Source organism: Mesorhizobium sp. M1A.F.Ca.IN.020.04.1.1 (genome assembly GCF_003997315.1).
In the GTDB taxonomy this organism is placed as follows: Bacteria; Pseudomonadota; Alphaproteobacteria; order Rhizobiales; family Rhizobiaceae; genus Mesorhizobium.
The window spans coordinates 1-26,389 of the sequence record NZ_RZSN01000073.1; the positions used below are offsets into that span (position 1 = coordinate 1).

27 protein-coding genes are annotated in these 26,389 nt (G+C 63.4%); 5 read left to right on the forward strand and 22 right to left on the reverse strand.

What is annotated here, in order from left to right:
• The coding region (locus tag EOA49_RS16340; RefSeq protein WP_348626877.1) for a KUP/HAK/KT family potassium transporter at positions 1 to 431 on the reverse strand (431 nt) is incomplete at its 3' end.
• Positions 432 to 556: 125 nt separating this feature from the next.
• Entirely contained in the window at positions 557 to 1,297 is a 741-nt protein-coding gene (locus EOA49_RS16345; RefSeq protein WP_095802658.1) for a pyridoxine 5'-phosphate synthase, read from the reverse strand.
• Between EOA49_RS16345 and EOA49_RS16350 the strand changes: the two genes are divergently transcribed.
• Positions 1,275 to 1,808 (forward strand): STAS/SEC14 domain-containing protein, encoded by a 534-nt coding sequence (locus EOA49_RS16350; protein ID WP_348626875.1) that lies wholly within the window; start codon positions 1,275 to 1,277, stop codon positions 1,806 to 1,808. The two genes, EOA49_RS16345 and EOA49_RS16350, sit on opposite strands and share 23 nt — an antisense overlap.
• 108 nt (positions 1,809 to 1,916) lie before the next feature.
• Here EOA49_RS16350 and EOA49_RS16355 read toward each other — a convergent pair whose 3' ends face one another.
• The 11 genes from EOA49_RS16355 to EOA49_RS16405 form a co-directional block, all read right to left on the reverse strand.
• Positions 1,917 to 3,044, reverse strand: a complete 1,128-nt coding sequence (locus EOA49_RS16355; protein ID WP_127241819.1) for an ATP-dependent RecD-like DNA helicase — start codon at positions 3,042 to 3,044, stop codon at positions 1,917 to 1,919.
• A gap of 143 nt (positions 3,045 to 3,187) precedes the next feature.
• A complete protein-coding gene (locus EOA49_RS16360) occupies positions 3,188 to 3,538 on the reverse strand; it encodes a nitrile hydratase accessory protein (protein WP_127243251.1) in 351 nt (116 codons plus the stop codon).
• Positions 3,525 to 4,184 carry a nitrile hydratase subunit beta gene (gene nthB / locus EOA49_RS16365; protein WP_127241821.1) on the reverse strand — a complete coding sequence of 220 codons (660 nt, stop codon included), beginning with the start codon at positions 4,182 to 4,184 and terminating at the stop codon, positions 3,525 to 3,527. The genes EOA49_RS16360 and nthB overlap by 14 nt, the downstream gene beginning before the upstream one ends.
• Positions 4,181 to 4,786 (reverse strand): nitrile hydratase subunit alpha, encoded by a 606-nt coding sequence (gene nthA / locus EOA49_RS16370; protein WP_127241822.1) that lies wholly within the window; start codon positions 4,784 to 4,786, stop codon positions 4,181 to 4,183. The genes nthB and nthA overlap by 4 nt, the downstream gene beginning before the upstream one ends.
• 65 nt (positions 4,787 to 4,851) lie before the next feature.
• Positions 4,852 to 8,010 (reverse strand): efflux RND transporter permease subunit, encoded by a 3,159-nt coding sequence (locus EOA49_RS16375; protein WP_127241823.1) that lies wholly within the window; start codon positions 8,008 to 8,010, stop codon positions 4,852 to 4,854.
• Positions 8,007 to 9,278: an efflux RND transporter periplasmic adaptor subunit gene (locus tag EOA49_RS16380; protein ID WP_095802662.1), complete on the reverse strand. Its 1,272-nt coding sequence runs from the start codon at positions 9,276 to 9,278 to the stop codon at positions 8,007 to 8,009. Before EOA49_RS16380 ends, EOA49_RS16375 begins: the two co-directional genes overlap by 4 nt.
• A gap of 192 nt (positions 9,279 to 9,470) precedes the next feature.
• Positions 9,471 to 10,067: a LysE family translocator gene (locus EOA49_RS16385; protein WP_127241707.1), complete on the reverse strand. Its 597-nt coding sequence runs from the start codon at positions 10,065 to 10,067 to the stop codon at positions 9,471 to 9,473.
• Positions 10,068 to 10,189: 122 nt separating this feature from the next.
• Positions 10,190 to 10,762 carry an acetolactate synthase small subunit gene (ilvN, locus tag EOA49_RS16390; RefSeq protein WP_040969991.1) on the reverse strand — a complete coding sequence of 191 codons (573 nt, stop codon included), beginning with the start codon at positions 10,760 to 10,762 and terminating at the stop codon, positions 10,190 to 10,192.
• Between the two features lie 76 nt (positions 10,763 to 10,838).
• Positions 10,839 to 12,620 carry an acetolactate synthase 3 large subunit gene (locus EOA49_RS16395; protein WP_127241708.1) on the reverse strand — a complete coding sequence of 594 codons (1,782 nt, stop codon included), beginning with the start codon at positions 12,618 to 12,620 and terminating at the stop codon, positions 10,839 to 10,841.
• A gap of 383 nt (positions 12,621 to 13,003) precedes the next feature.
• Entirely contained in the window at positions 13,004 to 13,594 is a 591-nt protein-coding gene (locus EOA49_RS16400) for an HD domain-containing protein (protein WP_127241709.1), read from the reverse strand.
• Positions 13,591 to 14,742 carry a gamma-butyrobetaine dioxygenase gene (locus EOA49_RS16405; RefSeq protein WP_127241710.1) on the reverse strand — a complete coding sequence of 384 codons (1,152 nt, stop codon included), beginning with the start codon at positions 14,740 to 14,742 and terminating at the stop codon, positions 13,591 to 13,593. Before EOA49_RS16405 ends, EOA49_RS16400 begins: the two co-directional genes overlap by 4 nt.
• A gap of 133 nt (positions 14,743 to 14,875) precedes the next feature.
• Here EOA49_RS16405 and EOA49_RS16410 point away from each other — a divergent pair, with 133 nt between their 5' ends.
• A complete protein-coding gene (locus EOA49_RS16410; protein ID WP_164749236.1) occupies positions 14,876 to 15,736 on the forward strand; it encodes a LysR family transcriptional regulator in 861 nt (286 codons plus the stop codon).
• Here EOA49_RS16410 and EOA49_RS16415 read toward each other — a convergent pair.
• From EOA49_RS16415 to EOA49_RS16425, 3 genes are read right to left on the reverse strand one after another with little or no spacing between them, the layout of a single operon-like run.
• On the reverse strand, positions 15,728 to 16,267 hold the full coding sequence (locus tag EOA49_RS16415; RefSeq protein ID WP_127242020.1) for a GNAT family N-acetyltransferase: 540 nt from the start codon (positions 16,265 to 16,267) through the stop codon (positions 15,728 to 15,730). The genes EOA49_RS16410 and EOA49_RS16415 overlap by 9 nt on opposite strands.
• A 37-nt stretch (positions 16,268 to 16,304) precedes the next feature.
• Positions 16,305 to 16,613 (reverse strand): hypothetical protein, encoded by a 309-nt coding sequence (locus EOA49_RS16420; RefSeq protein WP_127242019.1) that lies wholly within the window; start codon positions 16,611 to 16,613, stop codon positions 16,305 to 16,307.
• Positions 16,614 to 16,617: 4 nt separating this feature from the next.
• On the reverse strand, positions 16,618 to 17,184 hold the full coding sequence (locus tag EOA49_RS16425; protein ID WP_127242018.1) for an XRE family transcriptional regulator: 567 nt from the start codon (positions 17,182 to 17,184) through the stop codon (positions 16,618 to 16,620).
• A 152-nt stretch (positions 17,185 to 17,336) separates the two neighbouring features.
• On the opposite strand from EOA49_RS16425, the gene EOA49_RS16430 reads away from it, so the two are divergent.
• Entirely contained in the window at positions 17,337 to 19,166 is a 1,830-nt protein-coding gene (locus EOA49_RS16430; RefSeq protein WP_127242017.1) for an ATP-binding protein, read from the forward strand.
• A gap of 208 nt (positions 19,167 to 19,374) precedes the next feature.
• Here the strand turns inward: EOA49_RS16430 and EOA49_RS16435 are convergent, their stop codons facing one another.
• Together EOA49_RS16435 and miaA are read right to left on the reverse strand one after the other, a co-directional pair.
• Positions 19,375 to 20,166 carry a GGDEF domain-containing protein gene (locus EOA49_RS16435; protein ID WP_066990920.1) on the reverse strand — a complete coding sequence of 264 codons (792 nt, stop codon included), beginning with the start codon at positions 20,164 to 20,166 and terminating at the stop codon, positions 19,375 to 19,377.
• Positions 20,167 to 20,288: 122 nt separating this feature from the next.
• A complete protein-coding gene (gene miaA, locus EOA49_RS16440; protein WP_127243255.1) occupies positions 20,289 to 21,233 on the reverse strand; it encodes a tRNA (adenosine(37)-N6)-dimethylallyltransferase MiaA in 945 nt (314 codons plus the stop codon).
• Between miaA and serB the strand changes: the two genes are divergently transcribed.
• Together serB and EOA49_RS16450 are read left to right on the forward strand one after the other, a co-directional pair.
• Positions 21,223 to 22,110 carry a phosphoserine phosphatase SerB gene (gene serB / locus EOA49_RS16445; protein ID WP_127241927.1) on the forward strand — a complete coding sequence of 296 codons (888 nt, stop codon included), beginning with the start codon at positions 21,223 to 21,225 and terminating at the stop codon, positions 22,108 to 22,110. The genes miaA and serB overlap by 11 nt on opposite strands.
• Complete coding sequence (locus EOA49_RS16450) at positions 22,107 to 22,679, forward strand: GNAT family N-acetyltransferase (protein ID WP_067323220.1); 573 nt, start codon at positions 22,107 to 22,109, stop codon at positions 22,677 to 22,679. The genes serB and EOA49_RS16450 overlap by 4 nt, the downstream gene beginning before the upstream one ends.
• A 41-nt stretch (positions 22,680 to 22,720) precedes the next feature.
• Here the strand turns inward: EOA49_RS16450 and EOA49_RS16455 are convergent, their stop codons facing one another.
• The 4 genes from EOA49_RS16455 to hflK form a co-directional block, all read right to left on the reverse strand.
• Positions 22,721 to 24,232: a DegQ family serine endoprotease gene (locus tag EOA49_RS16455; protein WP_127241926.1), complete on the reverse strand. Its 1,512-nt coding sequence runs from the start codon at positions 24,230 to 24,232 to the stop codon at positions 22,721 to 22,723.
• Positions 24,233 to 24,375: 143 nt separating this feature from the next.
• Entirely contained in the window at positions 24,376 to 24,561 is a 186-nt protein-coding gene (locus EOA49_RS16460) for a DUF2065 family protein (RefSeq protein ID WP_095783779.1), read from the reverse strand.
• 6 nt (positions 24,562 to 24,567) lie between these two features.
• Positions 24,568 to 25,530: a protease modulator HflC gene (locus tag EOA49_RS16465; RefSeq protein WP_127241925.1), complete on the reverse strand. Its 963-nt coding sequence runs from the start codon at positions 25,528 to 25,530 to the stop codon at positions 24,568 to 24,570.
• Positions 25,530 to 26,389 (reverse strand): FtsH protease activity modulator HflK (hflK, locus tag EOA49_RS16470; protein ID WP_127243253.1); only part of this gene is annotated, 860 nt, incomplete at its 5' end. The genes hflK and EOA49_RS16465, both read right to left, overlap by 1 nt.

Here is a 26,389-nt window from a genome sequence, read left to right on the forward strand (position 1 = left end):
ACATAGGCATCGAGCGCCGGCGTGATGACTTCCAGGCCTTCAACCGCCGAAAGCACGGAGATCGCCGGCGTGATGATCGAATCGCCGAAGAAGAGGGCCGCGCCGCAGAGGCCGATCACCAGGATCAGGCTGGAGCCCTGCGGATAGGCGCTCCGTGCCAGCGCCATCAGCGACAGCGTGCCGCCCTCGCCCTTATTGTCGGCCCTCAGCACGAAGGCGACATATTTGATCGTGACGATGATGGTGAGCGCCCAGACGATCAGCGACAGCACGCCGAGCACATCGTTGCGGGCCACCACTCCCCCTGAAGCATGGAGAGCCTCTCGAAAGGCGTAGATCGGACTGGTGCCGATATCGCCGTAGACGACGCCGAGCGCGCCGAGCATCAGAACCTTGGTGCTGTGCTGCCGCTCGGCCTCGGCATGGCCCAAAGGTTCGAGGGATTCTGTTTCGCTGGCGTTGGCTAGCACCATGAACCCCACTTCATCAGATTCGCCACGCTCCGAGGCTGCCGCAAAGCGCGGAACACGCCGGAGCTACGCAAGGCATCCTCGCCCTACCATCCGCAGGCCTTCAAGAACCGCCCAACCGTGCCGGCCATGCCATACTCCAGCGCATCCGCTGTCAACCCATGTCCGATCGATACTTCGGCCAATGCGGGGATGCGTTTGATCAATGCCGGCAGATTGTTCACGGTCAAATCGTGGCCGGCATTGACCTGGAGCCCCGCCGCGAGTGCCGCGTCCGCGGTTTTTCCCAGTCTTTCCAATTCCCTGGCCGCCTTGGCGGAATCGGAATGGTAACCGCCATAGGGCCCGGTATAGAGTTCGATCCGGTCGGCGCCGGTATCGCGCGCGGCATTCACGCCGGCCGCATCGGCGTCGGAAAACAGCGACACGCGAAATCCGCCCTTCTTCAGCCGCTTGACGATCGGTGTCAGGAACGCGGCCTGCGCGACGAAGTTCCAGCCGTGGTCCGATGTCGCCTGCGCCGGATCGTCGGGCACCAGCGTCACCTGCTCCGGCTGGTTCTTCTCGACAAGCACCAGGAAATCCTCTGTCGGGTAGCCCTCGATGTTGAATTCCGTCTTTGGGAACTCATCGTCGATCAGCGCCCTGATCTCCGGCAAGTCGGAATGTCTCGTATGCCGCTCATCGGGGCGTGGATGAACAGTCAACCCATGCGCGCCGGCGGCAAGAGCGATGCGCCCCAGCCCGATGACGCTCGGCCACGGCAGGTCGCGGCGGTTGCGCAGCATGGCGACAGCGTTGAGGTTGACCGAAAGCTTTGCAGGCATGAATTCGCATCCAGCTTGGTTTTGGCGGGCATCTATAGCGCCTTTGCAGGGAACAGATAGTGGGTTTCCGGTGTTCCAGAGACTAGCTGATGGCCAACACAAGGATTTGCCAGTGAATTTCCTCGAGGCGGTGCCGGCGATACGCCGCATTGAAACCAACCGTGACGCACTTTTTGCAATCGACGTCGTCGGCGATGTTTCGCCGGCGGATGCGGAAAACCTTTTCGGGCTGCTGGAAGCTGCCTATGCTCTGCACCCGAGGATCGACGTGCTGGTGCGGCTGACTGACGAGGAGAGCGTCGATTGGGCCAACATCTCGCAAGACACGCTGCAGCAAGGTGTGGCCGACGCGCTGGAGCATGTCGTCCGTTGCGCAGCCATCGGCGAACCGCGCTGGGCATCCCTTGTCGGCGACTTCTTTCCGAAGGTTCTGCCGTTCGAATTCCGGCATTTCACCAGTGACGACGAAGCCGCGGCCTGGCAATGGCTCGATGCGAGGTCGGCAGAATAAGCGGGACTGGAGCAATTTCCAGGAAAGGTGTGAACGGCTTTCCGTTCGGAATCGCGCCAAGACAAGGAGGCAGAGGGGTTTACCGTTTTCCTGAACCGGTGAACCGCTCTATCGCACGATCGTCAGCCGCTCGGCCGCACGCGTGATGGCCGTGTAGAGCCAGCGTTGCCGGGTCTCCTTGAAGGCCCAGCTCTCGTCGAACAGCACGACGTCATTCCACTGCGAGCCCTGCGCCTTGTGCGCGGTCAGCGCATAGCCGTAGTCGAAATCGTCGAATCGCTTCTTCTGCTGCCATGGAATCTCGGCATCCGGATCCTCGAACGCCGCCTTCAGCAGCTTGATCTTGGCAACGCCGCGGTCGGGATCGTCCTCCTCCGGCGAGACCAGCAGGTTGATGCCAGGCTTCACCGTCTCGCGCGACGAGGTCATCACTTTCCACAGCGATCCGTTGAGCAGCCCCTTGGCCGGATCGTTGCGCAGGCAGACCAGCTTGTCGCCGGCCTGCGGATAGTCGGCGGAAAAGCCCTTCAGCTCGCGCAGGCGCTGGTTGTAGCGCCGCCGCGTGCGGTTGGTGCCGACCAGCACCTGATCGGCTTTCATCACCAGATCCTGCGTGACCCCTTCCCTGCCGATCACCTGCGCCGTGCCGTAGTCGCCATGCATGAACTCGCGGCCTTCGCGCACGTCGAGCGCCAGCCGGATGATCGGGTTGTCGCGCGCCTGGCGATGGATCTCGGTGAGCAGCACATCCGGCTCGTGCTCGGTGAAGAAGCCGCCGCCCGAGATCGGCGGCAACTGCGCCGGATCACCGAGCACCAGGATCGGCGTGCCGAAGCTCATCAGGTCGCGGCCGAGTTGCTCGTCGACCATCGAACATTCGTCGATGACGACCAGCTTGGCGCGCGCGATCGGACTTTGCCGGTTGAGTGAAAAGGTCGGCGACATCGACGTCTTGCCCGTCACCTGGTCCTCGACCGATTCCTCGCCCTTCGGCCTGTAGATCAGCGAATGGATGGTGCGGGCGTTGGTCGCTCCCTTGGAGCGCAGCACCTGGGCAGCCTTGCCGGTGAATGCCGCGAATTGCACCTGCCCGTCGACGTGCTCGGCGAAATAGCGCGCAAGCGTCGTTTTGCCGGTGCCGGCATAGCCGAACAGGCGGAAGATCTGCGGCCGCCCGTCCTTCAGCCAGCGGCCGACCGCCTTCAAAGCCTCGTCCTGTTGAGGAGAGAATTCCATCAGTTCGACAGACCGGATTCGCGAGCGAAACACAAGGTTGGCGTGCCATCACCGGCGTCGTCGGCGACGGTCTCATTCATTATCAGCTCGGCACGCTATCAGGCGCAAACAAGAACGTAAAGGGAACGAAGTTTGAGTCCGGGCTACCGGTGGCCTCCGGGATCATTCTCCAGCAGGATCGGCTTGCCGTGCGGCGTGGCGTGCGCGGCACGCTCCCAGGCGGCCGCGAGCGCATCGATCTCGTGCTTGCCGGCGACGCCCTTGGTCGCCAGCAATTTTTCCAGCGCCGACAGCCAGTGCTCGTAATAGTCGTGGCCGTCGCTCGCGGCGTCCGGCTTCTTCACTTCGGCGGACAAGGCGTCCGCCCATTCGTTCCACGAAAACAGGCCCTTGTCGTGCAGCGCCACCGTGATGGCGAAAGCCTCCGCCTGCCACGGTTCGGCGAAAACCGGATCGTCGAAGCCGCCCGGCAGTTCAATCTCATGCGGGCTCAAGGTAGCTCTCCCAAGCATCGATCGAGACCTCAAGCGTCGGATCGGCGCCCTCGCCCCAGATCTCGGCGCCGTCGAAAACCACGGTATAGACCCATTGCGGGTTCTCGCCCTTGCCATGCGCGTTGCTGTCCGGGAACACGAAGCCGTCGCGAACGGCCTCGATCCTTCCGTTCTTGCCGCGCGCGTAGCGCGGCAGGCGCGTATGGCCGGTGGGACTGAAATTCTTCGTCCGAACGCGGTCGCCCGCTTGGAAGCGTGCCGGCGCAGCCACGGGACGATCGCATGGCCCGCCCTTGGCGAGCACGGCAGGCACATCGGCAGCCTTCAGCACGCGTTTGGGTGTCGCCGCCGGATCGACAGCCTTGCCGGCGGCAAGGTCGCGTTCCGTCACGAAGCCATGGCGCTTCAGGAGTACCTCAAGCGCCTGGATCCAGATCTGGTAATAGCTCGACGAATAATAATCGGCGGGATGCAGCGATTCTCGCGCATGCCGGCTCTCGTCGATGTTCCAGGCACCCATGGCGCCGGCAGTGAGCGTGACGCCAAGCGCCCGCCGCTCCCAGGAAGCATGGAAGTAAGGCTCGCCCGTCTCGGGCGCGACCGGCCCGAACCCCATCTGCCCGCCGAGATCTTGCGGCCCGTTCATGCCGGCTCCTTCGCCAGCGCCGTGCCGATCATCGAATCGCGGCTGACCAGGCCGGCGAGTTGCTCCTCGCTCCAGCCCTCGGTGCCTTTCGGCCGCATCGGCACCACCAGGTAGCGAAGCTCGGCCGTCGAATCCCAGACGCGGATTTTCCTACCCGCGGGCAGCGTCAGACCGAACTCCTGAAGCACGCCGCGCGGATCGATAACAGCCCGCGAACGATAGGGCGGCGCCTTGTACCAGACCGGCGGCAGGCCGAGCACGGACCACGGATAGCAGGAGCAGAGCGTGCACACGACGAGGTTGTGCGTCTCGTGCGTGTTGAACACCGCCTGCATGTGCTCGCCCTGACGCCCGGTATAGCCGAGCGAGGCAATTGCCGCCGTCGCGTCGCGCTTCAGCCATTCGGCATAGGCCGGATCGTTCCAGGCCTTCGCCACCACCCTGGCGCCGTTGCGTGGGCCGATTTTCGTTTCGTAGGTTTCGACGATGACGTCGATGGCCGCCGGATCGATCAGGCCCTTCTCGGTAAGGATCGTTTCCAAGGCGCGCACGCGCGCCGCAAACGGATCGAGCTCGTTGTCGTGGTCGTGATCATGGGACATGGCGCAAGGTTACGATCGTGCGCACGCCCCCGCAAGCTCGGCGCCTTGGGCCAGAGCCGAGCCGCCTATTCGGCGGCCAATTTTTTCGGTTCGGCATTTTCTCCGGGGTCGAAGAGCGAGGGCTGCTCGACCGGCTCGACCGCATGCAACGCCGGCCGGCTCTTCTTCGAGGAGAAGCTGAGCAGCCAGCCGGAGAAATGCTCGAAATAGACATAGATGACCGGCGTGACGAACAGGGTCAGCGCCTGGGATGCGAGCAGGCCGCCGACCACCGCAACGCCGAGCGGCTGGCGCAGCTCGGCGCTGGCGCCGGTGCCGAGCGCGATCGGGAACGTGCCCATCAAGGCCGCCAGCGTCGTCATCATGATCGGCCGGAAACGCATCAGGCACGCCTTGTGGATGGAGTCCAGCGCCGACATCCCTTCGCGCCTCAACTCCAGCGCCACGTCGATCATCATGATGCCGTTTTTCTTGACGATGCCGATCAGCATTAGGATGCCGATCACGGCTATGACCGACAGGTCCATGCCGAAGAGCCGCAATGCAACCACCGCGCCCAGTACCGCCGATGGCAGGCCCGTCAGAATGGTCAGCGGATGGATGAAGCTCTCGTAGAGCATGCCGAGCACGATGTAGATCGTGAGGATCGCGCCCCCGATCAGCAGCCCTTGGTTGGCAAGCGAATCCTGGAACGTCTTGGCTGTGCCGGCGAAGGTGGTGCCGATCGCCTGCGGCATGCCGATCTGGTCCTTGAGCTGGTTGATGCGGGTCACCGTGTCGCCGAGCGAGACACCCTGCGGCAGGTTGTAGGAGATCGTCACCGCCGGCAGCTGGCCAAGCTGGTTGACCGTCAAGGCGCCGGCCGTACGATCGACCCGGGCGAAGGCACCGAGAGGAACGAGGCTGCCGCTCGCCGTTCTCACCTGAATGGCCAGCATGCGCTCCGGCGACCACTCGATCTTCGGATCGAGCTCGGTGATGACTTCGTAACTGTCGGCCGAGCCGAAAATGGTTGAGACCTGATCGGTGCCGAAGCCGCCATAGAGGGCGGAGCGCAGCGTGTCCGTGTCGATACCGAGCTGAGCGGCCTTGTCGCGATCGACGACCAGCGACGCCTGCAGCGCGTTGTTCTGCAAATCACTTGTGACGTCAGTGAAGAATTTATGATCGGCGGCCATGGCGTCGTTCAATTTCTGCGCCCAGGCGTCCGTCGCGCCGTTATCGAGGCCTTGGACGACCAGCTGATAGGCGCTGGCCGAGGACCGCGAGCCGAGCCTGAGGTTCTGCACCGGTTGCATATAGGTTTCGATGCCGGCGACGCCGGACAGCTGCCGCCTCAAATCGGAAAGCACCTTCTCTATGTCGGGACGCTTGTCCTTGTCCTTCAGTTGCACGAACAACTGTCCCTGATTGAGCGCATTATTGCCGCTGCCCACCGACCAGGCGACGTGATCGACGTAAGGCGAATGCGAGAAGACGTCGGCGACCTGGCTCTGCAGCTTCGTCATCGCGTCGAAGGAGATGTCCTGGCGGGCGATGGTGGTTACCGAGATCTGGCCTATGTCTTCTTGCGGGAAGAAGCCCTTCGGCGAAACCTGGATCAGCCAGACGGAGGCTGCCGCGGTGCCGACGAAGACCAGGAACACCAGGAAGGTGTGGCGCAGACAGAAGCTCAGGATCCAGTCATAGCCACGCGTGATGAGATCATGTCTGTGACCGTCGGCATGCGCGTCGCGATCGGCCTTGGTCACCGACAAGAGCCGCGAGCACAGCATCGGCGTCAGGGTCAGCGACACGAACATCGACGCCAGGATGGCGACCGTCACCACGACGGCGAATTCGTTGAAGATGCGACCGATGACGCCGCCCATCAGAAGCACGGGGATGAACACCGCCACCAGCGAAATCGAAATCGATATGATGGTGAAGCCGATCTCGCGCGCGCCCTTGACCGCGGCGTCGAAAGCCGACAGCCCATCCTCTTCCATGTGGCGGAAGATGTTTTCGAGCATGACGATCGCGTCGTCGACGACTAGGCCGACGGCCAGCGTCAGACCCATCAGTGAGATGTTGTCGATCGAGAAGCCGAACAGGAACATCGCGCCGAGCGTCGCGATCAGCGAGATCGGCACGGCCACCGCCGGGATGATCGTTGCCGTGACGCGGCGCAGGAACACGAAGATCACCATCACCACCAACGCGATGGTCAGGAGCAGCGTGAACTGCACGTCGTCGACGGCCTGGCGGATCGAGGTGGATCGGTCGTTGAGCAGTTTGATGCTCGCGGCAGCCGGCATCTGGTCCTGGAAAGACGGCAGCATCGCCTTGACCTTGTCGACGACGTCGACCGTATTGGCGTCGGGCTGGCGCTGCACGGCCATGATAATGGCGCGCGTGCCGTCATACCAACTCGCCGTCGTCGTGGTTTCGACCGAGTCGATGACGCGCGTGACCTCGCCCAGCCGCACCGGATGGCCGTTCTTGGTGGCGATGATAATGTTTGAAAAATCGGCGGCGTTCATCAACTGAGTGTTGGCCGTGATCGTCAGCTGCTGCTTGTCGTTCTGCAGCACGCCGAGCGGGGTGTTGCTGTTGGCCGAGGCCACGGCCGTCTGCAACTGGTCGATCGAGATGCCGCGCGCGGCGAGCGCGGTCGGATCGATCTGGATGCGCACCGCATATTTTTGCTGTCCGTAGATCGAAACCTGCGCAACGCCATCGATGGTCGACAGCGAGGGCGAGATGACGTTTTCGGCGAAGGCGTCGAGGTCGGTGAGTGGAACGGTGTCGCTGACCAGCGACATCAGAAGAATCGGCGCATCGGCCGGATTGACCTTGCGATAGCTTGGCGGCGCCGTCATTTGCGGCGGCAGCGATTTTTGCGTGCGCGCAATGGCTGCCTGAACGTCCGCGGCAGCCGCGTCGATGTCGCGGTTGAGCACGAACTGGATGGCGATCGAGGTCTGGCCCAGCGAGTTGGTGGTCGAAATCGAATCGATGCCGGCAATGGTTGCGAACTGCTTGATCAGCGGCGTCGCGACCGAGGTCGCCATGGTCTCCGGCGAAGCGCCGGCCAGTTGGGCCGAGACATTCACCACCGGGAACTCCGCGCTGGGCAGCGCCGCAACCGGCAGGAACTTGTAAGCGAACAGTCCGCCCAGCACGAGGGCGAACGACATCAGCAGCGTGGCGACGGGCTTTCGTATGCAGAATTCGGAAATCATGGGCGAGCCTCGCCGGCCTTGTCGGCCTGAGCGACCTTAGGCGAATTTTGATCGCCGCTGCTGCTCGCTGTCTTGCCTTCGTGCACCGTCGCGCCGTCCTTTAGCCTTGTCTGGCCTTCGACCACCACTTTCTCGCCGCCCTTGAGGCCCTGGCTGATGGCGCTGTTATCGCCCTCCGTCAGCGCCACCTGCACGGGCCGCATCTCGACCGTGTTGTCCGGCTTGATCACATAGACGAAGGGACCTTTCTGGCTCGGCTGCACCGCGACCGTCGGCACCGAGGTCATCTGCGGCATCGTGCCGGCATCAAGGATGACATTCACATACTGCCCCGGCCAAAGCGAAAGATCGGAGTTCGGTATGCTCGCCCGCGTGGCGATGGTGCCGGAGGCGGTGTCGACGCTGGAATCGACGAAATCGAGCGTGCCCTTGCCGATCGGCGTGGGATCGCCGTCCTTGGTGAGCGTCACGTCGCCTTGCTGTGGGCTCGCCAGCGCCTTGTGCAATAAAGCAAGGTTGCTTTCCGGAAGAGTGAAATTAACCTGCAGCGGGTCCATCTGTGTGATGGTCACAAGCGGCGTCGTGGTGCTTGAGCCGTTGCTGGTGGTGACGAGATCCCCGACCGAGACGTTGACCGCTCCCAGCCTGCCTGAGATGGGCGCGCTGATGGTCGCGTAGCTTAACTGGACGGTATCGGCGTCGATCGTCGCCTTGTCGGCATCGATGGTGGCGGCCGCGGCCTTCTGCGCCGCCAGTGCCTGGTCGTAAGTCTGCTGCGTGCCAGCCTGCTTGGCGACAAGGTCCTTGGCGCGCTGAAGATCCGCCGTGGCGCTCACCAGCAGGGCCTGGTCCTTGACGAGCGTCGCCTGATCCTTGGCAAGCTGCGCCTTCAGTGCGCGGTCATCGAGCGAGAAGAGAAGGTCGCCGGCCTTGACCATTTGCCCGTCCTTCACCGCGATCGACACGATCTGGCTGGAGACACGGGCATTTACGCTGACCACCGACGGTGAGGAGACGAAGCCGATGGCGTAGCGACGGATCGGAAAATCGGCGGTCGTCGCAGTTGCCGAAACGATCGAGGCGGAACGCGCGCCGCCAGCGCCGCCCTTCTGGCTGCCCGATGCCTTGGTCGTGTCGGCGCCGGCTGTGTCGGCCTGCTGGCCGGAGATCAGCTGCTGCACCCTGCCCATTGTGGCGGGCGACAGATAAAGGCCGACACCTGCAAGGCAGGCCAGAGCGACGACTGTAAAGGCGATTTTTCCGCGCATCGACAACTGGCCCTCTATCCGACACGCCGAAACCGGTGGTCTATTCTCAGCTCATTTCACGGCCGTTGCCGCGAATTTCGCCGAATAGATAGGACAAGGCTTTGGCGGAAAAGGGCCAAAACGCGGGATTACGAAGATTTAATATGCACTGCACAATTGTTGTGCAGCCGGCTAACGTGCCGTGGCGATCCCTTAACGCAGCATCGGCCAGAGCGTCGCTGCGAGCAGCAGACCCATTCCTATGTTGAACCATTTCAGCCGCACGGGATCCGAAAGGAAGCCGCGCAGCGCGGTGCCGAACCCGGCCCACACCGAAACGCTGGGCAGGTTGACGATGGTGAAGGCGATCGAAATCAGCGCCACCGAGACGAACGGATGATCCGGATTGGTGTAGACGGCCATGGCAGTGATCGCCATCACCCACGCCTTCGGGTTGACCCATTGGAACGCGGCGGCATCGATGAAGCGCATCGGACGCGCCTTCGCCCCGTCCTTGCCACCCATCGAACGCGACATGGCGATCTTCCAGGCGAGATAGAGCAGATAGGCTGCGCCGGCGATTTTCAGCGCAGCATGCAGCGCCGGAAACGCTGTCAGCACCGCGCCGAGTCCGAAGCCGACGGCCAGCAGCAGAACCAGAAAACCGATGCTGATGCCCAGCATATGCGGAACCGTTCTGACTATGCCGAAATTGACGCCGGAGGCCAGCAGCATGAGATTGTTCGGCCCCGGCGTGATCGACGTCACGAAGGCATAGACCAGGAGTGCAAGGAACGCGTTGACGGACATCATATCCTCCCCGGATAGGTCAGCTATATTGTCCTTTTTCGGCAGGCGCGCAAAAGCCACGGACGGGCGACCGCCGGACCAGCGAGGAGAATTTGAAGCAGCCGGAGCGGTGGGTGGCGCGCCTACATGCCCTGCGGGCCGCGGTTCATGGCTGCGACACCGGTGCGGCAGATCTCGACCAGGCCGAGCGGCTTCATGATGGCAATGAACTGGTCGAGCTTGGAACCCTTGCCGGTGATCTCGAAGATGAAATGCTCGGTGTTGGCGTCGATGACCGACGCGCGGAAGGCATCGGCCAGCCGCAGCGCCTCGACGCGGGCGTCGCCGGCGCCGGCGACCTTGACGAGGGCAAGCTCGCGCTCCAGCGGCCGCTCCTGGCCGAGTTCGTGCGAGCGCACGGTGAGATCGACCACGCGGTGCACCGGCACGATCCGCTCGAGCTGGTGCTTGATCTGCTCCAGCACATGCGGCGTGCCGCGCGTCACGATGGTGATGCGCGACAAATGCTTCTCGTGCTCGGTCTCGGACACCGTGAGGCTTTCGATGTTATAACCGCGCCCCGAAAACAAGCCGATGACGCGGGCAAGCACCCCCGGTTCGTTGTCGACCAGCACGGAAAGCGTGTGCGTTTCCGGCTTTTCGGTTTCCTTGGCGATGAAGTAGGCGGAGCCGGTCGGCTGGAGCTGTGCGTTCATGACGTGAATCTCGATTTCAAACTTTGGCGCTAATTCTATGTTTCCACACGGCTTCCGCCGCAGACGCTGTCTGCCGCTACACCAGTTCCCTGCCCTTGGCGTCGATGGCGTTGGCCACCGCCTCGTCGGTCGCCTCGTCAGGCAGGAGCATCTCGTTATGCGCCTTGCCGGACGGAATCATCGGGAAGCAGTTGGCGAGAGTCGCCACGCGGCAGTCGAATAGCACCGGCTTCGTCACCGAAATCATCTCGCGGATCGCGTCATCCAACTCGTCCGGCTTGTCGCAGCGTATGCCATGGCCGCCATAGGCGTCCGCCAGCTTGACGAAATCCGGCATCGCCTCGGTGTAGGAATGCGACAGCCGGTTGCCGTGCAGAAGCTGCTGCCACTGGCGCACCATGCCCATATACTGGTTGTTGAGGATGAAGATCTTGATCGGCGCGTCGTACTGCACGGCCGAGCTCATCTCCTGCATCGTCATCTGCACCGAAGCGTCGCCGGCGATGTCGATGACCAGCGCATTCGGATGTGCGATCTGCACGCCGAGCGCCGCCGGCAGGCCATATCCCATCGTGCCCAGGCCGCCCGAGGTCATCCAGCGGTTGGGCTTGTCGAAGTGATAGTGCTGCGCCGCCCACATCTGGTGCTGGCCGACTTCGGTGGTGATGTAGGTGTCCATATCCTTGGTCAGCGCATAGAGCCGCTGGATCGCGTATTGCGGCATGATCACGTCGTTGTTCATCCTATAGGCGAGCGAGTCCCGCGCGCGCCATTTCGCGATCTGCTCCCACCATGGATAGAGCGCCTTCTTGTCGGCCTTGGCAGTCGCCCGCCACAGCCGCACCAGATCCTCCAGCACGCGGCCGACATCGCCCAGGATCGGCACATCGGCATGGACATTCTTGTTGATCGAGGACGGATCGATGTCGATATGGATCTTCTTCGAGTTCGGCGAGAACGCGGTCAGCCGGCCGGTGATGCGGTCGTCGAAGCGCGCGCCGATGCAGATCATCACGTCGCAATCATGCATGGCCATGTTGGCTTCGTAGGTGCCATGCATGCCGAGCATGCCGATCCAGTTCTTGCCCGAAGCCGGATAGGCACCGAGGCCCATCAGCGTCGAGGTGATCGGGAAGCCGGTGAGGTCGACCAGCTCGCGCAGCAGATGGCTGGCTTCCGGACCTGAATTGATGACGCCGCCGCCGCTGTAGATGATCGGCCTCTTCGCGCCGGCCATCAATTCGACGGCGGCCTTCACCTTCTCCAGATCGCCCTGGACCTTCGGCTGATAGCTGGTGCGCGGCGCCGTTTGCGGCGGCACGTAGATGCCTTTGGCGAACTGCACGTCCTTCGGAATGTCGACGACGACCGGGCCCGGCCGCCCGGTGGTCGCGACATGGAAGGCTTCGTGGATGGTGGCGGCGAGCTCGTTGACGTCCTTCACCAGCCAATTGTGCTTGGTGCAGGGGCGCGTGATGCCGACGGTGTCGCATTCCTGGAAGGCGTCGGAGCCGATCAGCGAGGTCGGCACCTGACCGGTGAGACAGACCAGCGGAATGGAATCCATCAGCGCGTCCTGCAGCGGCGTCACCGCATTGGTGGCCCCGGGGCCGGACGTGACCAGCAGCACGCCGGCCTTGCCGGTCGAACGCGCATAACCTTCGGCGGCATGGCCGGCACCCTGCTCGTGCCTGACCAGAATGTGCTCGACCTCATCCTGCTGGAAGATCTCGTCATAGATCGGAAGGACCGCGCCGCCCGGATAGCCGAAGACATGCTTGACGCCGTTGTCCTTCAGCGCCTGCACCACCATTTCGGCGCCCGTCATTTCGCGCCGCTCGTTATGTCCGTTGCTCATCGGTCTGGTCCCGTACTGTTCGCCATCTGGCGATTTGCTGGTCGTTTAGTTGGGTTTTGGGCAATAAAAAAGGCCCCCGAGGGAGCCTGTGGGATGCGCATGGGAGGTTTTCGCCCGGCGGTTACACCGCCTTGCCCACGCGCCAGCCTACGAGAATGAGTGCTGTTTTCATGGGCGCGGACAATAAGGTCGGTTCCGCGCCGCTGTCAACGGGCAATCTGTCGGTCCCATTGTTCAGCGGCGCGGATTGTTCAGACCGCCAGCACCACACCCCTTGCCTGGTTGCCGCCAACGCATTTTGCCGGGTATGTCGAGACGCATGATGTTGCCGAGAAACGGCCACTATTGTAGGCAAGTGTGCCGGGTGGGGGCGGCGCCGGTGATCACGTCGCGCTTCGGGCCGCGAACTTTTTCACCACCCGCTCCAGCAGCGGCACGTAGTCGCGAAAGGCGCGCGTCTTCATGTTGGCGACCTTGCCACCCTCGTCCCAGATGCGCACACGCACGGCTTCCTGATGGAATGGATTGCTGCGGAACTCCGCCACCTCCTCCGCGCTCATCGGCCCGCCCTGCAGCGACAGCGTATGGACCGAGGCCGGCGACAGCTTGCCGAAATAGCTCGGATCGGTGGCGCAGAGATAACGCTTGGCCGCAACATGCAGCCTGACGCATTCGACGATGACCGGCGGAAAGAACGGCGCCAGCAGCTCGCCACCCGCCTCGTCGTGGTGCTTGTCCTCGACGTCGTCGGGCGAATAGGTGCCGAACTCGCTGGTGTAGTGGCCGATGTCGTGCAGCAGCGCCGCAGCCACAAGCTCCTCCGGCGCGCCATCCTGCTCGGCTAGCCACGCGCCCTGCAGCATATGCTCGGACATGGTGACCGGCTCGCCGAGATAGGATTCCGCGCCGCGAAGCTCGAAAATGTCGGCGATGAACTCGACGATGTTGCCGGTGTTCAGTTCATTCGATTTCATTCGGCCGCCTCTCTGACATCGTGTTCGATTGCCGCCAGCGTGGACAGCAGGCCGTCCTTGTCGGCGTAGCAGCCCTGCAGCCAGCGCGTGCCGCTGCCGGAAAAGGCCTTGCGCGCATGCATGACGCGCGTGTTGTCGACGATGAACGACTGGCCCGCCTCGAGCTTGAAGGTCACCTCGAAGGCCGGATCCTCGATCAGTTCGGCGAACCGGCGATAGGCGGCGTAATATGCGTTCATTTCGGCGAACGGCACGTCGATGGTCGGCGCCAGCGAGCGGTTGTTGAAGCGCACGCAGATGAGCTCGCCATTCGGTCCGAGCTCGATCATCGGGCGCTTGGACTGCAGCCGCACGCCCGATGAGCCGGCATATTCGAAGCGCGCCGGATAGGAGGAAAGCAACCGGAAGCCGTTCGAATTCTCCGCCTGCAGCGCGGCCGCCACCGCGAATCCGTCGACGACGCTGGATTCGCCGCCTTCCACCGTATTCTCGATGCAGGCCAGGATCTGCAGCGTCGGCACCGGGTCGCGGTAGGGATTGTCGGTATGCGCCTGCAGGCCAAGGTTGGTGTAGGCAAGATTGTTCGGATTGACCTCGGCGCGCACCTCGAACCAGCGCCCGTAATTGGTCTCCCTGATATATCCGAAGAGATCGGCCACACTGCACAATGCCCCGGATTCGGCCGGCAGACCGTCCATGACGGCAAAGCCAAAGCTCCGCACCGCCGTCAGCCATTGCCGCAGAACATTCCTGTCGTGCCGCGCCTCACTATAGGCCGTGCGCGGCACCGAACTCTGCATCGTGGCCTTGGTCCACCGCCGAATGTCGCTGCTGGTCCAGCCGGGCTGCCGATTTTCTTCGCGGTCGTAAGTATGGGCGCGAAGCCAGCTTGCGGGAAAGCTGACGGTCTTGTCTTCAGGCACGAACGTGACCACCAGCGCCTCGCCCTTGATCGAGGCCTCTCCGATCCGTGTCTCGGCCGGAATGTCCAGGATGGTGATCAGCCGCTGGCCGTTGCCGGCGCTGCGCGTCCTGTAGTCCAGTGCGTTGTCGCGCAGCCACATGGCATGGAATCGGCTGCGTGTTCCGTCGTCCCAGCCAAGCGCGATCGTCCGTCCTTCGTCGACAAGGGTTGCTCTCGTCAGCACGTTTCTGAAACTCCCGTCTTCGGGCCGTCGCCGCGGTACCGATTGATGCTGTCTTTGCCGAAGGCATAAATCAAGTTATTGTTTTTCAGCCAATGCTGCCAAAAACCTAATGACTGGAAAAGCTGCCGATCCCATGCCTCCGCTCGACTGGCTACGCAGTTTCGAAGCGGCTGCGCGCCTGTCGAATTTCACCGCCGCTGCCGCCGAGCTCGGGCTCACGCAAGCCGCCGTCAGCCAGCACATCCGCTTTCTGGAAGAGCGTCTCAAGACGCGACTGTTCGCGCGGCTGGCACGCGGCGTGGCGTTGTCGCCGCAGGGCGCCGCCTATCTTCCCCACATCCAGTCGGCGTTCGCGATTATCGGCAGCAGCACGAACGAGTTGTTCGAGCCACGCGTTTTGCAGACCGTCACCCTTCGCGTTCCGATTTCTTTCGCGCTGCTGGTGCTGGTCCCGGCTCTTCCCGATCTCGCAAAGGCGCTGCCGTGGATCAGGCTCGATCTGGTGACCATCCATCGGCCGACGGACTACGACGAGGCGGGCTCGACGCTCGACATCCGCTTCGGCAACGGTTCGTTTTCCGGGCGCGACGCCGACCGGCTGACGGTCGAGCGGCTCGTTCCGGTCGCGGCGCCGACCTTGGCCGGAAATGCCGAATGGACATCCCTGCCGCTGCTTTTGGTGGCGGGTGCGCGCGAGATGTGGGCGGAATGGTTCGCAGCCTCCGGCCTTGCCGGACACTCCCAACGCTCGCATCGCTTCGACAGTTTTGTCGCCGCGATGGAGGCGGCGAAGTCCGGCGCCGGAGCGCTGCTGGGCTTGCGGCCGCTCATCGACGCCGCGCTTAAGGACAATCTCCTTGTCAGGCTTTCCGATTTCGAGCTCTCGAGCCCATCGGGTCACTTCCTGACATGGCCATCGTCATCGCGGCTGTCCGGCGCCGAACAGGATTTTCGCCGCTGGCTTTTGTCGCGTCTCGCCAGCATTTCAGGATAGCGCTCGGGCCGGCTCCCCTATCCGCTTCCAATAGATGAGCGTGCCGGTGAGCCCACCATGGGGTTTCAACGCATAGTCCGGAATCTCGCCGGTCAGCGAGAAGCCGAGTTTTTCGTAAAGGCCGCCGGCCCCCTGTTCGCTTGCTGTGTCCAACACCAGCAGGGTGCGCCCTTTCTTGACCGCCAGTTCCTCAGCGGCCCGCATCAGGCCGCTGGCAATACCTTTGCCGCGATAGTCGAGGCGGGTCATCAGCTTGGCGATCTCGGCGCGGTGCGGTTGGTTGGGCGGGCAGTCGAGAAGCAGTGTGACGGTGCCGACAAGCGTCTCGCCATCCCATGCGCCCAGCAGCGCCCGTTCCCCGCGCGCCGCGGCAGCGAGCGATTTGCGCCAGAACTCATGGGCCGCGTCGGGAGACAAGGGATGCATGAAGCTTACCGATCCGCCGGCGGCGACTGTCTCGATCAGCAAGTCGGCGAGCATCCCGCTGGTTTTTGCGTCGTCGTTCAACGCCCTGATTTCAAGGGGGTTCATGTCGGTGGTCTCCAGGTGATGAGGTGTCGGGCCACGCTCATGCGAAATGACTGCTACGTCTTCGGCGGCGCGCCCTTCGGATTTCCGCAATACGCTCGGCATCGTCCTCGCTGAGGTGCCGCCCGCGCTCCAGGATCTCGAGCGTGTATTCCTCATAGGTGAGCCCAAGCCGCTCGGCCTTTTCCAGCCGCATCAGCATGACGGCGTGGCTCGGCGCCTTCCAGGCTTTGTCGTGGGCGGCGCGCCAGGCAAGAAAGATGTAGGCGTCGCCCTTACCCCAGGGCGGACCTTCGTAGTCGTCGAGAGGCGGCCCGCCATTGTGGGACCGTTCAGGCCGGCGTGCCATGCGATCAGCCCCGGACCAGCGCCACCAGATACTCGGCGGCTTCCGGTCCCGGAGCGTGGAAGGTGCAGTCCGACGGGGCTCCGAGCGCCAGGCAGTCGCCCGACTCCAGCCTGTGCACGACATTGCCTTCGGTGAAGTCCAGGCGGCCGCCGATCAGCCAGATCTGCTGCTTGATGAAGGCATAGGACGCTGCCGGGAATTCGACCTTGGCGCCTGCCGGCAGGCTGACCCGGATCAGCTCGAGCGGCATTTGCGTTGCCGGCGACAGATGGCGTCGCACATAGCCGGTCGCCGGATCCTGCCAGACCGGCTGCTCGTCCTTGCGGCACACACTGCCGCCCTGCATTTCGGCGCGGGCAATCAGCGTCGAGAGCGTCATGCCGAAAGCCGACGCGATGCGCACGAGGAGCGCCGCGGTCGGACTTGTCAGGCCGCGCTCCATGGCGCTCAGCATCGCCTTGGAAACGTCGGAACGCTCGGCCAACTCGGCCAGCGACCATCCCCGCAAATCACGCTCGGAGCGTATCCGCCTGCCGATCGTGGATGTGATGTCGTTCGATATATCAGTCATTCATCCAATATATCGAAATTCCGGGATGAAGGAAGAGGCTGGTCGATCGCATTTTCGCGAGTGGTTTAACGGGACCTACACCATCCGACCTCACGCGGCTTTAACCCCGATTGGGATAGCTTTGACCCCGAGGGGAATGGGACAGGTAACCGATGTTTGTTGAACGCGAAGCCTCCATTGGGGAGCCGACCTCGCAGGAGCGCCGCGACGCCCAGCAGAGCGACAAGCGCATCCTGGGCAACGTCGTGCAATGCGACGGTGCGCGCGCTACCATCAGCGCCTATGCCGAAGATGCCGAAGGCACGGTGACCGGCCTGTGGACCGTCGGCAAGATGATTTCCATCAACCTTGGCGCGACGCGAACCGTTGGCCTTGTCTATGCGATCGGCAAGTCTGACCGCGCCTGGAGCAATGAGGGCCAGAACGCAATCGAGGTCAGCATCGAACTGATCGGCGAGGTGCGCGATGGCGCCGAGCCCGGCGCCAAACCGGTCTTCGACCGCGGCATCACCACCTATCCGCATATCGGCGCGGTTGCCCACCGTATCCGCAGCCGCGACCTGCAGGCCGTCTACGATCTCGCCGGCCGCCATTCGATCACCATCGGCACGCTGTCCCAGGACGAGGCGATCGACGCCAACATCGCTGTCGACGACACGCTGGCGCGCCATTTCGCCATTGTCGGCACGACCGGCGTCGGCAAATCCACGGCTGTCTCGCTGCTGTTGCGCAAATCGATCGAGGCGCGGCCCGATCTGCGCGTGCTGATCCTCGACCCGCACAACGAGTTTGCCGCCTCGCTTCCGGAATACTGCGTGAAGGTTGATTCCAAGACGCTCGACCTGCCGTTCTGGATGTTCAGACTGGAAGAATTCGCCGAAGTTCTGTTTCGCGGTCGCGAGACCGTTCCGGAGGAAGTCGACGTCCTGCGCGACCTCATCCCGGCCGCCAAGAACCTCTATCGCAACCCGAGCTCCGGCTCTTATATCAGGCGCGGCAGCGATGCGCTGACGGCGGACACGCCGGTGCCTTACCGCATCGCCGATCTGCTCAAGCAGATCGACGAGCGCATGGGTCTGCTCGAAAGCAAGAACGATCGGCCGACACTGAAGTCGTTGAGGACGCGCATCGAATCGGCCGCTTCCGACCCGCGCTACCGTTTCATGTTCAATTCGCGGCTGATCGAGGACACCATCCACGAGACGATCGGCAACATCTTCCGCGTACCGAACCATGGACGTCCGGTGACCTGCTTCGAGATGGCGGGCATGCCGTCCGAAGTCGTCAATTCGGTCTGCTCGGTGCTGGCGCGCCTCGCCTTCGACCTTGCGCTCTGGAGCGAGGGCCGGCTGCGGCTGCTCCTGCTTTGCGAGGAAGCGCACCGCTACATGCCTGCCGATCCGCGTCTCGGCTTCGCGCCGACCAGGCACGCTTTGTCGCGCATCGCCAAGGAAGGCCGCAAATATGGCTGCTATCTCGGCGTTGTGACCCAGCGTCCAGGCGAGCTCGATCCGACCATCCTGTCGCAATGCTCGACTTTCTTCGCCATGCGGCTCGCCAACGAGCAGGACCAGGCGATCATCCGCTCGGCGATCGCCGATTCCTCGGCCTCGACGCTGGCGTTCCTGTCCTCCATGGGCCAGCGCGAAGCCATTGCCTTCGGCGAAGGCGTGGCGACGACCATGCGGCTCAAATTCGAGAAACTGTCCCAGGAATTCATTCCCGGCACAGCGAGGCGGGAGCAGGCCTTGCCCGCGGATTCCGGCGACGATGTCGATCTCGCCGGAATTGTCGAGCGTCTGCGCAACGTGCCGAAACCGCAGCAGTCGATAGCGTTCGCCGAAGCCGTCGATACCGGGCGCCAGGCTGGCGACCCCGACTACCGCAAGCCATCGGCGCCGCGCGTGCAACCGGACGACGATTTCGACATGCGTTACGGCCTGAGGCCCTCGACCTTCGGCATGCGCCAGCAGAACGACTAATCGTTCTGCATCTTCGCGCCGACTGAGTCCCGGGCTGAGTCGACTGAAGTCGCTTTCGAGAACCGGAGCGGACATATAGTCCGTGAGCACGCGCATGACCCCGAAAATCGAGAACGCTTTTCGGAAAGGATCATAGGAGACGCGCGGCGCGGTAGAAGCGCAGAACACGGCTCCAGGCGGCCAGCGTCAAGAATTTGATCATGGAATTTCAGGCGCAGACGCGGTTGCGGCCCTGCTTCTTCGCCTCGTAGAGCTGCCGGTCGGCGCGGCGATAGAAGTCCTCGGCACTCTCCTTGCGGTCCCAGACGGCGAGGCCGACGCTGGTGGTGACCTTCAGCCGCACATTGCCCGACATGATCGACAGGTTGGCGATCGCCTTGCGGATGCGCTCGGCGAACCGCGCGAGCAGTTCCGCATCCATGTTGGGCGTGACCACGGCGAACTCCTCGCCGCCCAGCCTCGCCACCACATCGTGATAGCGGGTCATGCCCCGTACGCACTGCGCGACGGACCGCAGAACCTCGTCGCCGACATCGTGGCCATGCGTGTCGTTGACCTGCTTGAAATGATCGAGATCGAGGATCATCAGGCCCACCGGCTTGTCGATGCGGCCGAACTCGTCTAGATATTCCCGCAACGCGTCATCGAAGTAGCGGCGGTTCTGCATTCCGGTCAGGCCGTCGGTGAGCGCTGCGTGCTCGAGCGTTTGCGAACGGGCGCTCAGCGACACCGTCATGGCGCGCAACTTGCCCTCTTCCCTCACCTGGCCGCGGATCAGCGGGTAGATGAAGAAGGTTCCAAAGAACAAGGCAGCAGCCAGCAGCGCACCGGTCACGAACAGCAATTTGTTGAGATAGGCGATTCTGTCGAGACGCGATGCTGTGTCGAGAGCGGTCGCGATATCCTGCAATTGGCCATAGGCGTGAAAGGTCACCAGGCCGGCGGCCAGGATCACGAAGATAAAGACGAAAAACGCCGATTCCGCCTTGTGAAAACGCATAACGCCCCGCGGTACTGCGACCGTCGCCGTTATGGCATGCCAGGCCTTACGGACGGTTAACCCGGACAACCGTGACGGGAAGCTGCGCTCACAATTCCAAGCCCTGATCAAATCGCATTCTATCAGTCCCCGATTGACCATTTCTCGCCCGGGCGTAACCTTTGCCACTCCGGCCCCAGTTGGTGTTTGAACCAGGTCGTCTGCCGCTTGGCATATTGGCGCGTCGCGATCTTGGCTCGCTCAATCGCTTGGGGAAAGCCCATGTGTCCGGCCATCGCGGCCTGCAGCTCGCGCACGCCGATCGCCTTCATCGCCGGCAGGTTCGGATCGAGGTCGAGTGCCATCAACTGCCTGACCTCGTCGAGCGCGCCCTTGTCGAGCATTTGATCGAAACGCGCCCGGATACGCGCCACCAGTTCGCCGCGATCCGGCTCGATCACCAGGAAGCGTGCGCTGTCGCGGTCGATGAGCGGCTGGCCGCGTGCCGCTTGCCATTCAAGGATCGACCGTCCCGACGCGTCGAGCACCTCCAGTGCCCGCACAATGCGCTGGCCATCGGTCGGCCGGAGCTGCATGGCGACAGCCGAATCCTGATGCATCAGTACACGGTGCAGCCGTTCTGCCCCTTGTTCCTTGAGTTCGTAGCGCCAGCGCTCACGCACCGAAGGCGGAATGTCGGGCATGTCCGAGATGCCTTCGGCTAAAGCTCGGAAATAGAGCCCGGTGCCGCCGACGAAGACAGCCGGCCGGCCGGAGAAAATACCTTCCGCGATCAGCCCGGTGACGTCGCGCAGCCAGGCGCCGGTCGAGTAGGCTGTCGAAGGATGCACGTGACCGTACAGATAATGCGGCACGCGCGCCGTTTCGGCCGCGCTCGGACGCGCCGTCAGCACGTCAAGAACCGAATAGCCCTGCATGGAATCGGTGTTGACGATGACGCCGCCCTTGCGCTCGGCGACGTCCAGCGCCAGCGCCGACTTGCCGCTGGCGGTCGGCCCCGCTATCAGGATGGCGTTTTTCACGCGGCCTTCGCCCGCCTGCCTGCCGGAATTTTCGATGCCTCTGATCGCCACGCTTGTGTCCAATCCCAAAGACCGCCGAGTGTCGGTCCCGCTTGCGAATATCGCCTCGCGAGCGGCAGGCGCAAGCGCCGTTCATTGGCTGGCCGAGGATGTCGCCTGCGATCTGGTTTTGCCGGAGACGCCCGACATCGGCGCATTGACGGCCAATCTGCGCGCGGCATTGGCCTCCGAGCCGGTCGACATCATCGTCCAGCCGGCTGAAGGCCGGAGGAAGAGGATCCTGCTTGCCGATATGGATTCGACCATGATCGCTCAGGAATGCATCGACGAGCTTGCCGACGAGATCGGCGTCAAGGACCGTGTCGCTGCGATCACCGCGCGGTCGATGAATGGCGAGATCGCATTCGAGCCGGCCTTGCGCGAACGCGTCGCCTTGCTGAAGGGCCTCGACACGGCGGTGGTCGACCGCATCATCGCCAACCGGCTGACGCTGGCCGCCGGCGGCCGCGCGCTGGTGCAGACCATGCGTGCCAACGGCGCCTGGACGGCGCTGGTCTCAGGCGGCTTCGACGTCTTCACCAACCGCATCGCCGCAATGCTGGGCTTCCAGGAGAACCGCGCCAACCGGCTGATCGAGGATGGCGGCAGATTCACCGGCACGGTGGCCGAGCCTATCCTCGGCCGCGCCGCCAAGGCCGAGGCGCTGCTCGACATCGCGGCAAGGCTGGGCGTGACGACGCAGGATGCCGTTGCCGTGGGCGACGGCGCCAACGACCTCGACATGATCCGCCTGGCCGGCACCGGCGTCGCGCTGCACGCCAAGCCGGCGGTGGCTGAGCAGGCAAGGATCCGCATCGACCACGGCGATCTGACCGCGCTGCTTTACCTCCAGGGCTATCGCCAGGGCGAGTTCGTGCAATGAAGCCGATCCGCACCGAGCGCCTCATCCTGCGCAATTGGGAACAGCGCGACCGCGCGCTCTTCCATCGCATCAACTCGGACGAGCGCGTGATGGAATTTTTTCCGTTCCGCCGCGACCGGGCCGCGGCGGACGCAAAGATGGACGAGCTCCGCGCCTGGATCGATGAGGATGGCTACGGTTTCGCCGCCGCCGAGATTGCCGCCACCGGCGAGTGCATCGGCTTCGTCGGCCTCCTCCAAACCGATCATGTGCCTTCCCTGCCGGCCGGCACGATCGAGATCGGCTGGCGGCTGGCACCGGAATACTGGCGCAAGGGCTATGTCACCGAGGCATCCGAAGCCTGGCTCTCCTTCGGTTTCGAAACGCTGGAGCTGGACGAAATCGTCTCCTTTGCCGTCGTGGAAAACCATCGTTCGATCGCCGTCATGAAGCGGCTCGGCATGCGCGCCGACCCGGGCGCCGATTTCGACCATCCCGCCGTGCCGGACAGCCACCCTCATCTTAAGCGGCATGCGCTGTACCGGCTGTCGCGCGACGACTGGCAGGCGCGAAAAAGGGCGGCCCGCTAGCCGCCCATTCTTGCAAATCAACCCGTTCGGGCTCTCCGGAATCAGTCCATCCGGATCGTCACGAAGCGCAACTCGCCGGATTTCGAGGCGAGCATCAGCAGCGCGTTCTTGCGGCCCTGCTCTTTCAGCGCCCCGATCCGGTCCATGACATCCTTTGGCGTGCCGACCGATTCCTGCGCGATCTCGGTGATCACCTCGCCGGGCTGGATGCCGCGTTCGGCGGCGGCCGAATCCTTGGCGACGTCGGTGATGACCACGCCCGACACATCGGCCGCGATGCCGAACTTCTGTCTGGTCTGCTCGTTGAGCTCGCCAACGGTCATGCCGAGCACCGAAGCCGTCGACACAGGAGCCGCCTTGTCGCCCTTGTCCTCGCCGGTACTGCCGTTCTCGCCGCTGGCCAGCTTCTCGCCGTCCTCGAGCCGGCCGAGCGTCACCTTCACTGTCTGCTCGACGCCCTTGCGCACGATGACGACGTCGACGGCCTTGCCGACCGGGCTTTCGGCGACGACGCGCGGCAGGTCGCGCATTTCGTGGATGTCCTTGCCGTCGAATTTGATGATGACGTCGCCGGCTTGAACCGTGCCGTTGTCGACCGGTCCGCCCTTGATGACACCGGCCACCAGCGCGCCCTTGGCCGTCGCCATGCCGAGGCTTTCGGCGATGTCTTCCGTCACCGGCTGGATGCGCACGCCAAGCCAGCCGCGCCGCGTTTCGCCGAACTGGCGAAGCTGATCGACGACGCCCGCGGCGAGCTGCGAGGGAATGGAAAAGCCGATGCCGATCGAGCCGCCGGACGGCGAGATGATCGCCGTGTTGATGCCGATGACCTCGCCACTGCTGTTGAACAGCGGACCGCCGGAATTGCCGCGATTGATGGCGGCGTCGGTCTGGATGAAGTCGTCATAGGGGCCGGAATTGATGTCGCGGTTGCGCGCCGAGACGATGCCGACCGTGACCGTGCCGCCAAGACCGAACGGATTGCCGATCGCCATCACCCAGTCGCCGACGCGCATCTTGGTGGAATCGCCGAACTTCACCTCCGTCAATTTGTGGCCCTTCGGATCGACCTTCAGCAACGCGACGTCGGTCTTTGTATCGGTGCCGACAAGCGTCGCCTTCAGCGTCACGCCGTCGGAGAAATTGACCTCGATGTCGTCGGCATCGGCGATGACGTGATTGTTGGTCACCACGATGCCCTGCTCGGCATCGATGACGAAGCCGGAGCCAAGCGACTGCACCTTCTGCCCACCGCCCTTGTCGCCGCCGCGGTTCTTGAAGAAGTCATCGAAAAAATCCTGGAAGGGCGAGCCTTCCGGAAGCTGCGGCATCGGCACCGCACCGGGGCCTTCCGTGCCTTTGACGGTTTGCGAGGTCGAGATGTTGACCACCGCGCCGAGCAGGCGTTCGGCAAGGTCGGCGACGGAAGGCGGCGCGTCGGAAGCGATCGTGGGCGTGACGAAGGACGGGACGGCAACTATGCCGACGACGAATGCGGTGGCGCCGGCGAAAAACCTGCGCCGCGCCGCGCGCAACAGGGTGTCGGATATCATCGTGGCCTCCCGGCGTTTTGAAAAAGAAAGGCGCTTCCGCAAAGGCGCCCGTCAATTCATGTTGGCAAGAAATAAGGCACGTTTGCGGCTATAGCTATCGGCGGAAGATAAATCGTCAATCGCCTCGGCACCAAGGAATTTCATCAGCCGCGAACCAGCCAGACGATGGCGACGCCGAGGGCGATTGCAGCCAATCCGGCGATTCGCAGCACATTCTCCGGCAACGACAGCACCTCCGCCGCCAGTTTCCTGGCCAGAGCCGGAAACCCGCCATAGACCAGGCCCTCGATGACGAGGACCAGGCCGATGGCCGCGAGGAAATCCTGCACCGTCCGCTACTGGGCGCTGCCGGGTTGCGTGGCCGGGGCTGCCGGCGTCGCGGGCGCGGGCTGCGATGCCGCCGGCTGTCCGGGCTCGGGCTTGCTTTCCGGATCGCGGAAGAAACGGAAGAACTCGGAGTCGGGCGACAGCACCATGGTGGTTCCGGTGCTGTCCAAGGCTGTGCCGTAAGCATTCATCGAGCGATAGAAATCGAAGAAGCCCGGGTCCCGCTTATAGGCTTCAGCAAAGGTGGCGCTGCGCTGCGCCTCGCCCTCGCCGCGCAGGATCTCCGATTCTTTCTGCGCCTCGGCGATGATCTCGACGACCTCGCGGTCGGCCCTGGCTTTGATACGCTGCGCCGCCTCGTTGCCACGGGCTCTCAGCCGCTCGGCTTCCGCCAGGCGTTCGGCTTTCATGCGATCGTAGGTCTGCTGCGATACTTCGGCGGTCAGATCCGTCCGGCGGATGCGCACATCTTCGATGTCGAGGCCGAGCGACGTCGCGTCCGGACGCAGTTGGTCACGCACCTCGCGCATCATGACGCCGCGTTCTTCGGAAAGTGCCGCCTCGAAATCGCGCAGACCATAGACGCGGCGCAGCGCCGCATCGAGACGCGTCTTCAGCCGGGCTTCGGCGAGTTCCACCTGCCCCGATACCGCCGCGCGGAACGTGCGCGGATCCGAAATGCGGTAGGCGATGAAGGCATCGACCTCGTAGAACTTGCCGCCGGAGACCTGAACGCGGATATTGTCGAGGTCGAAGCGCATGACTTTTTTCTCGATCGTCTGAACGCTGTCGGCATCGAAGAAGGCGAATGGCGCCTTGAAATAGATGCCCGGCTCGGTCTTGACGTCGATGATCTCGCCGAACCTCAGCACGATTGCCTGCTCGCCCGCCTTGACGACGAACACCGACGAATAGAGCAGAAACAGAAGGACGGCCGCGATGATCGCGATGATGGGAAGACGGTTGGCCATCACTGGTTACCTCCCAGCGCAGGCGCGGGCGGCGCCTTGGGCTGCAGTGCCGGCAGCGGCAGATAAGGAAGCACACCCTGCCCGTTGCCCTGCTCGACGACGACCTTGTTCGAGTCCTTCAGGATCCTCTCCATTGTTTCCAGGTAAAGGCGCTTGCGCGTCACGTCGGGCGCCTTGGCGTATTCGTTGTAAACGGAGATGAAGCGCTGCGCCTCACCTTCGGCTTCCTGCACGACCCGGTTCTTGTAGGCGGCGGCATCTTCGCGGATCTGGGCCGCCTCACCGCGCGCCTGGCCGAGCTTCTGGTTGGAATATTGATTGGCCTGCTCGACGAACTTGTCCTCGTCCTGCTCGGCGCGCTGCACTTCGTCGAAAGCATCGGCGACCTCGCGCGGCGGGGCGGCGTCCTCGATGGAGATTGCGTTGACTTGCAGACCCGTCTTGTAACCATCGAGCGTGTTTTGGACGATCTCACGCACCGATGTGGCAATACCCTGGCGATCGTCGCGGAAAATATCCTGCGCGGGGCGCCGGCCGACGACCTCGCGCATGGCGCTTTCGGCCACCTGCGTCAGCATGCCGTCGGGATCTGAGACGTCGAAAAGATAGGCCCTTGGATCGGAAACCTGGTAGGCGACCGAGAACTGCACATTGACGATGTTCTGGTCGCCGGAGAGCATCAGCCCGGAGCCGCTGCTCGCCCCGCCGCCGATGCTGACGAGCTGCTCGGAAATCTTTGCCGTTTCGACCGTTTCGATCGGCCACCAGTGGAAATGCAGGCCTGGCTGCGAGAGCTCGGCCTTCGGCTTGCCGAAGCGCAATTCGACCGCGACCTCGTCAGGCTGCACGGTATAGATGG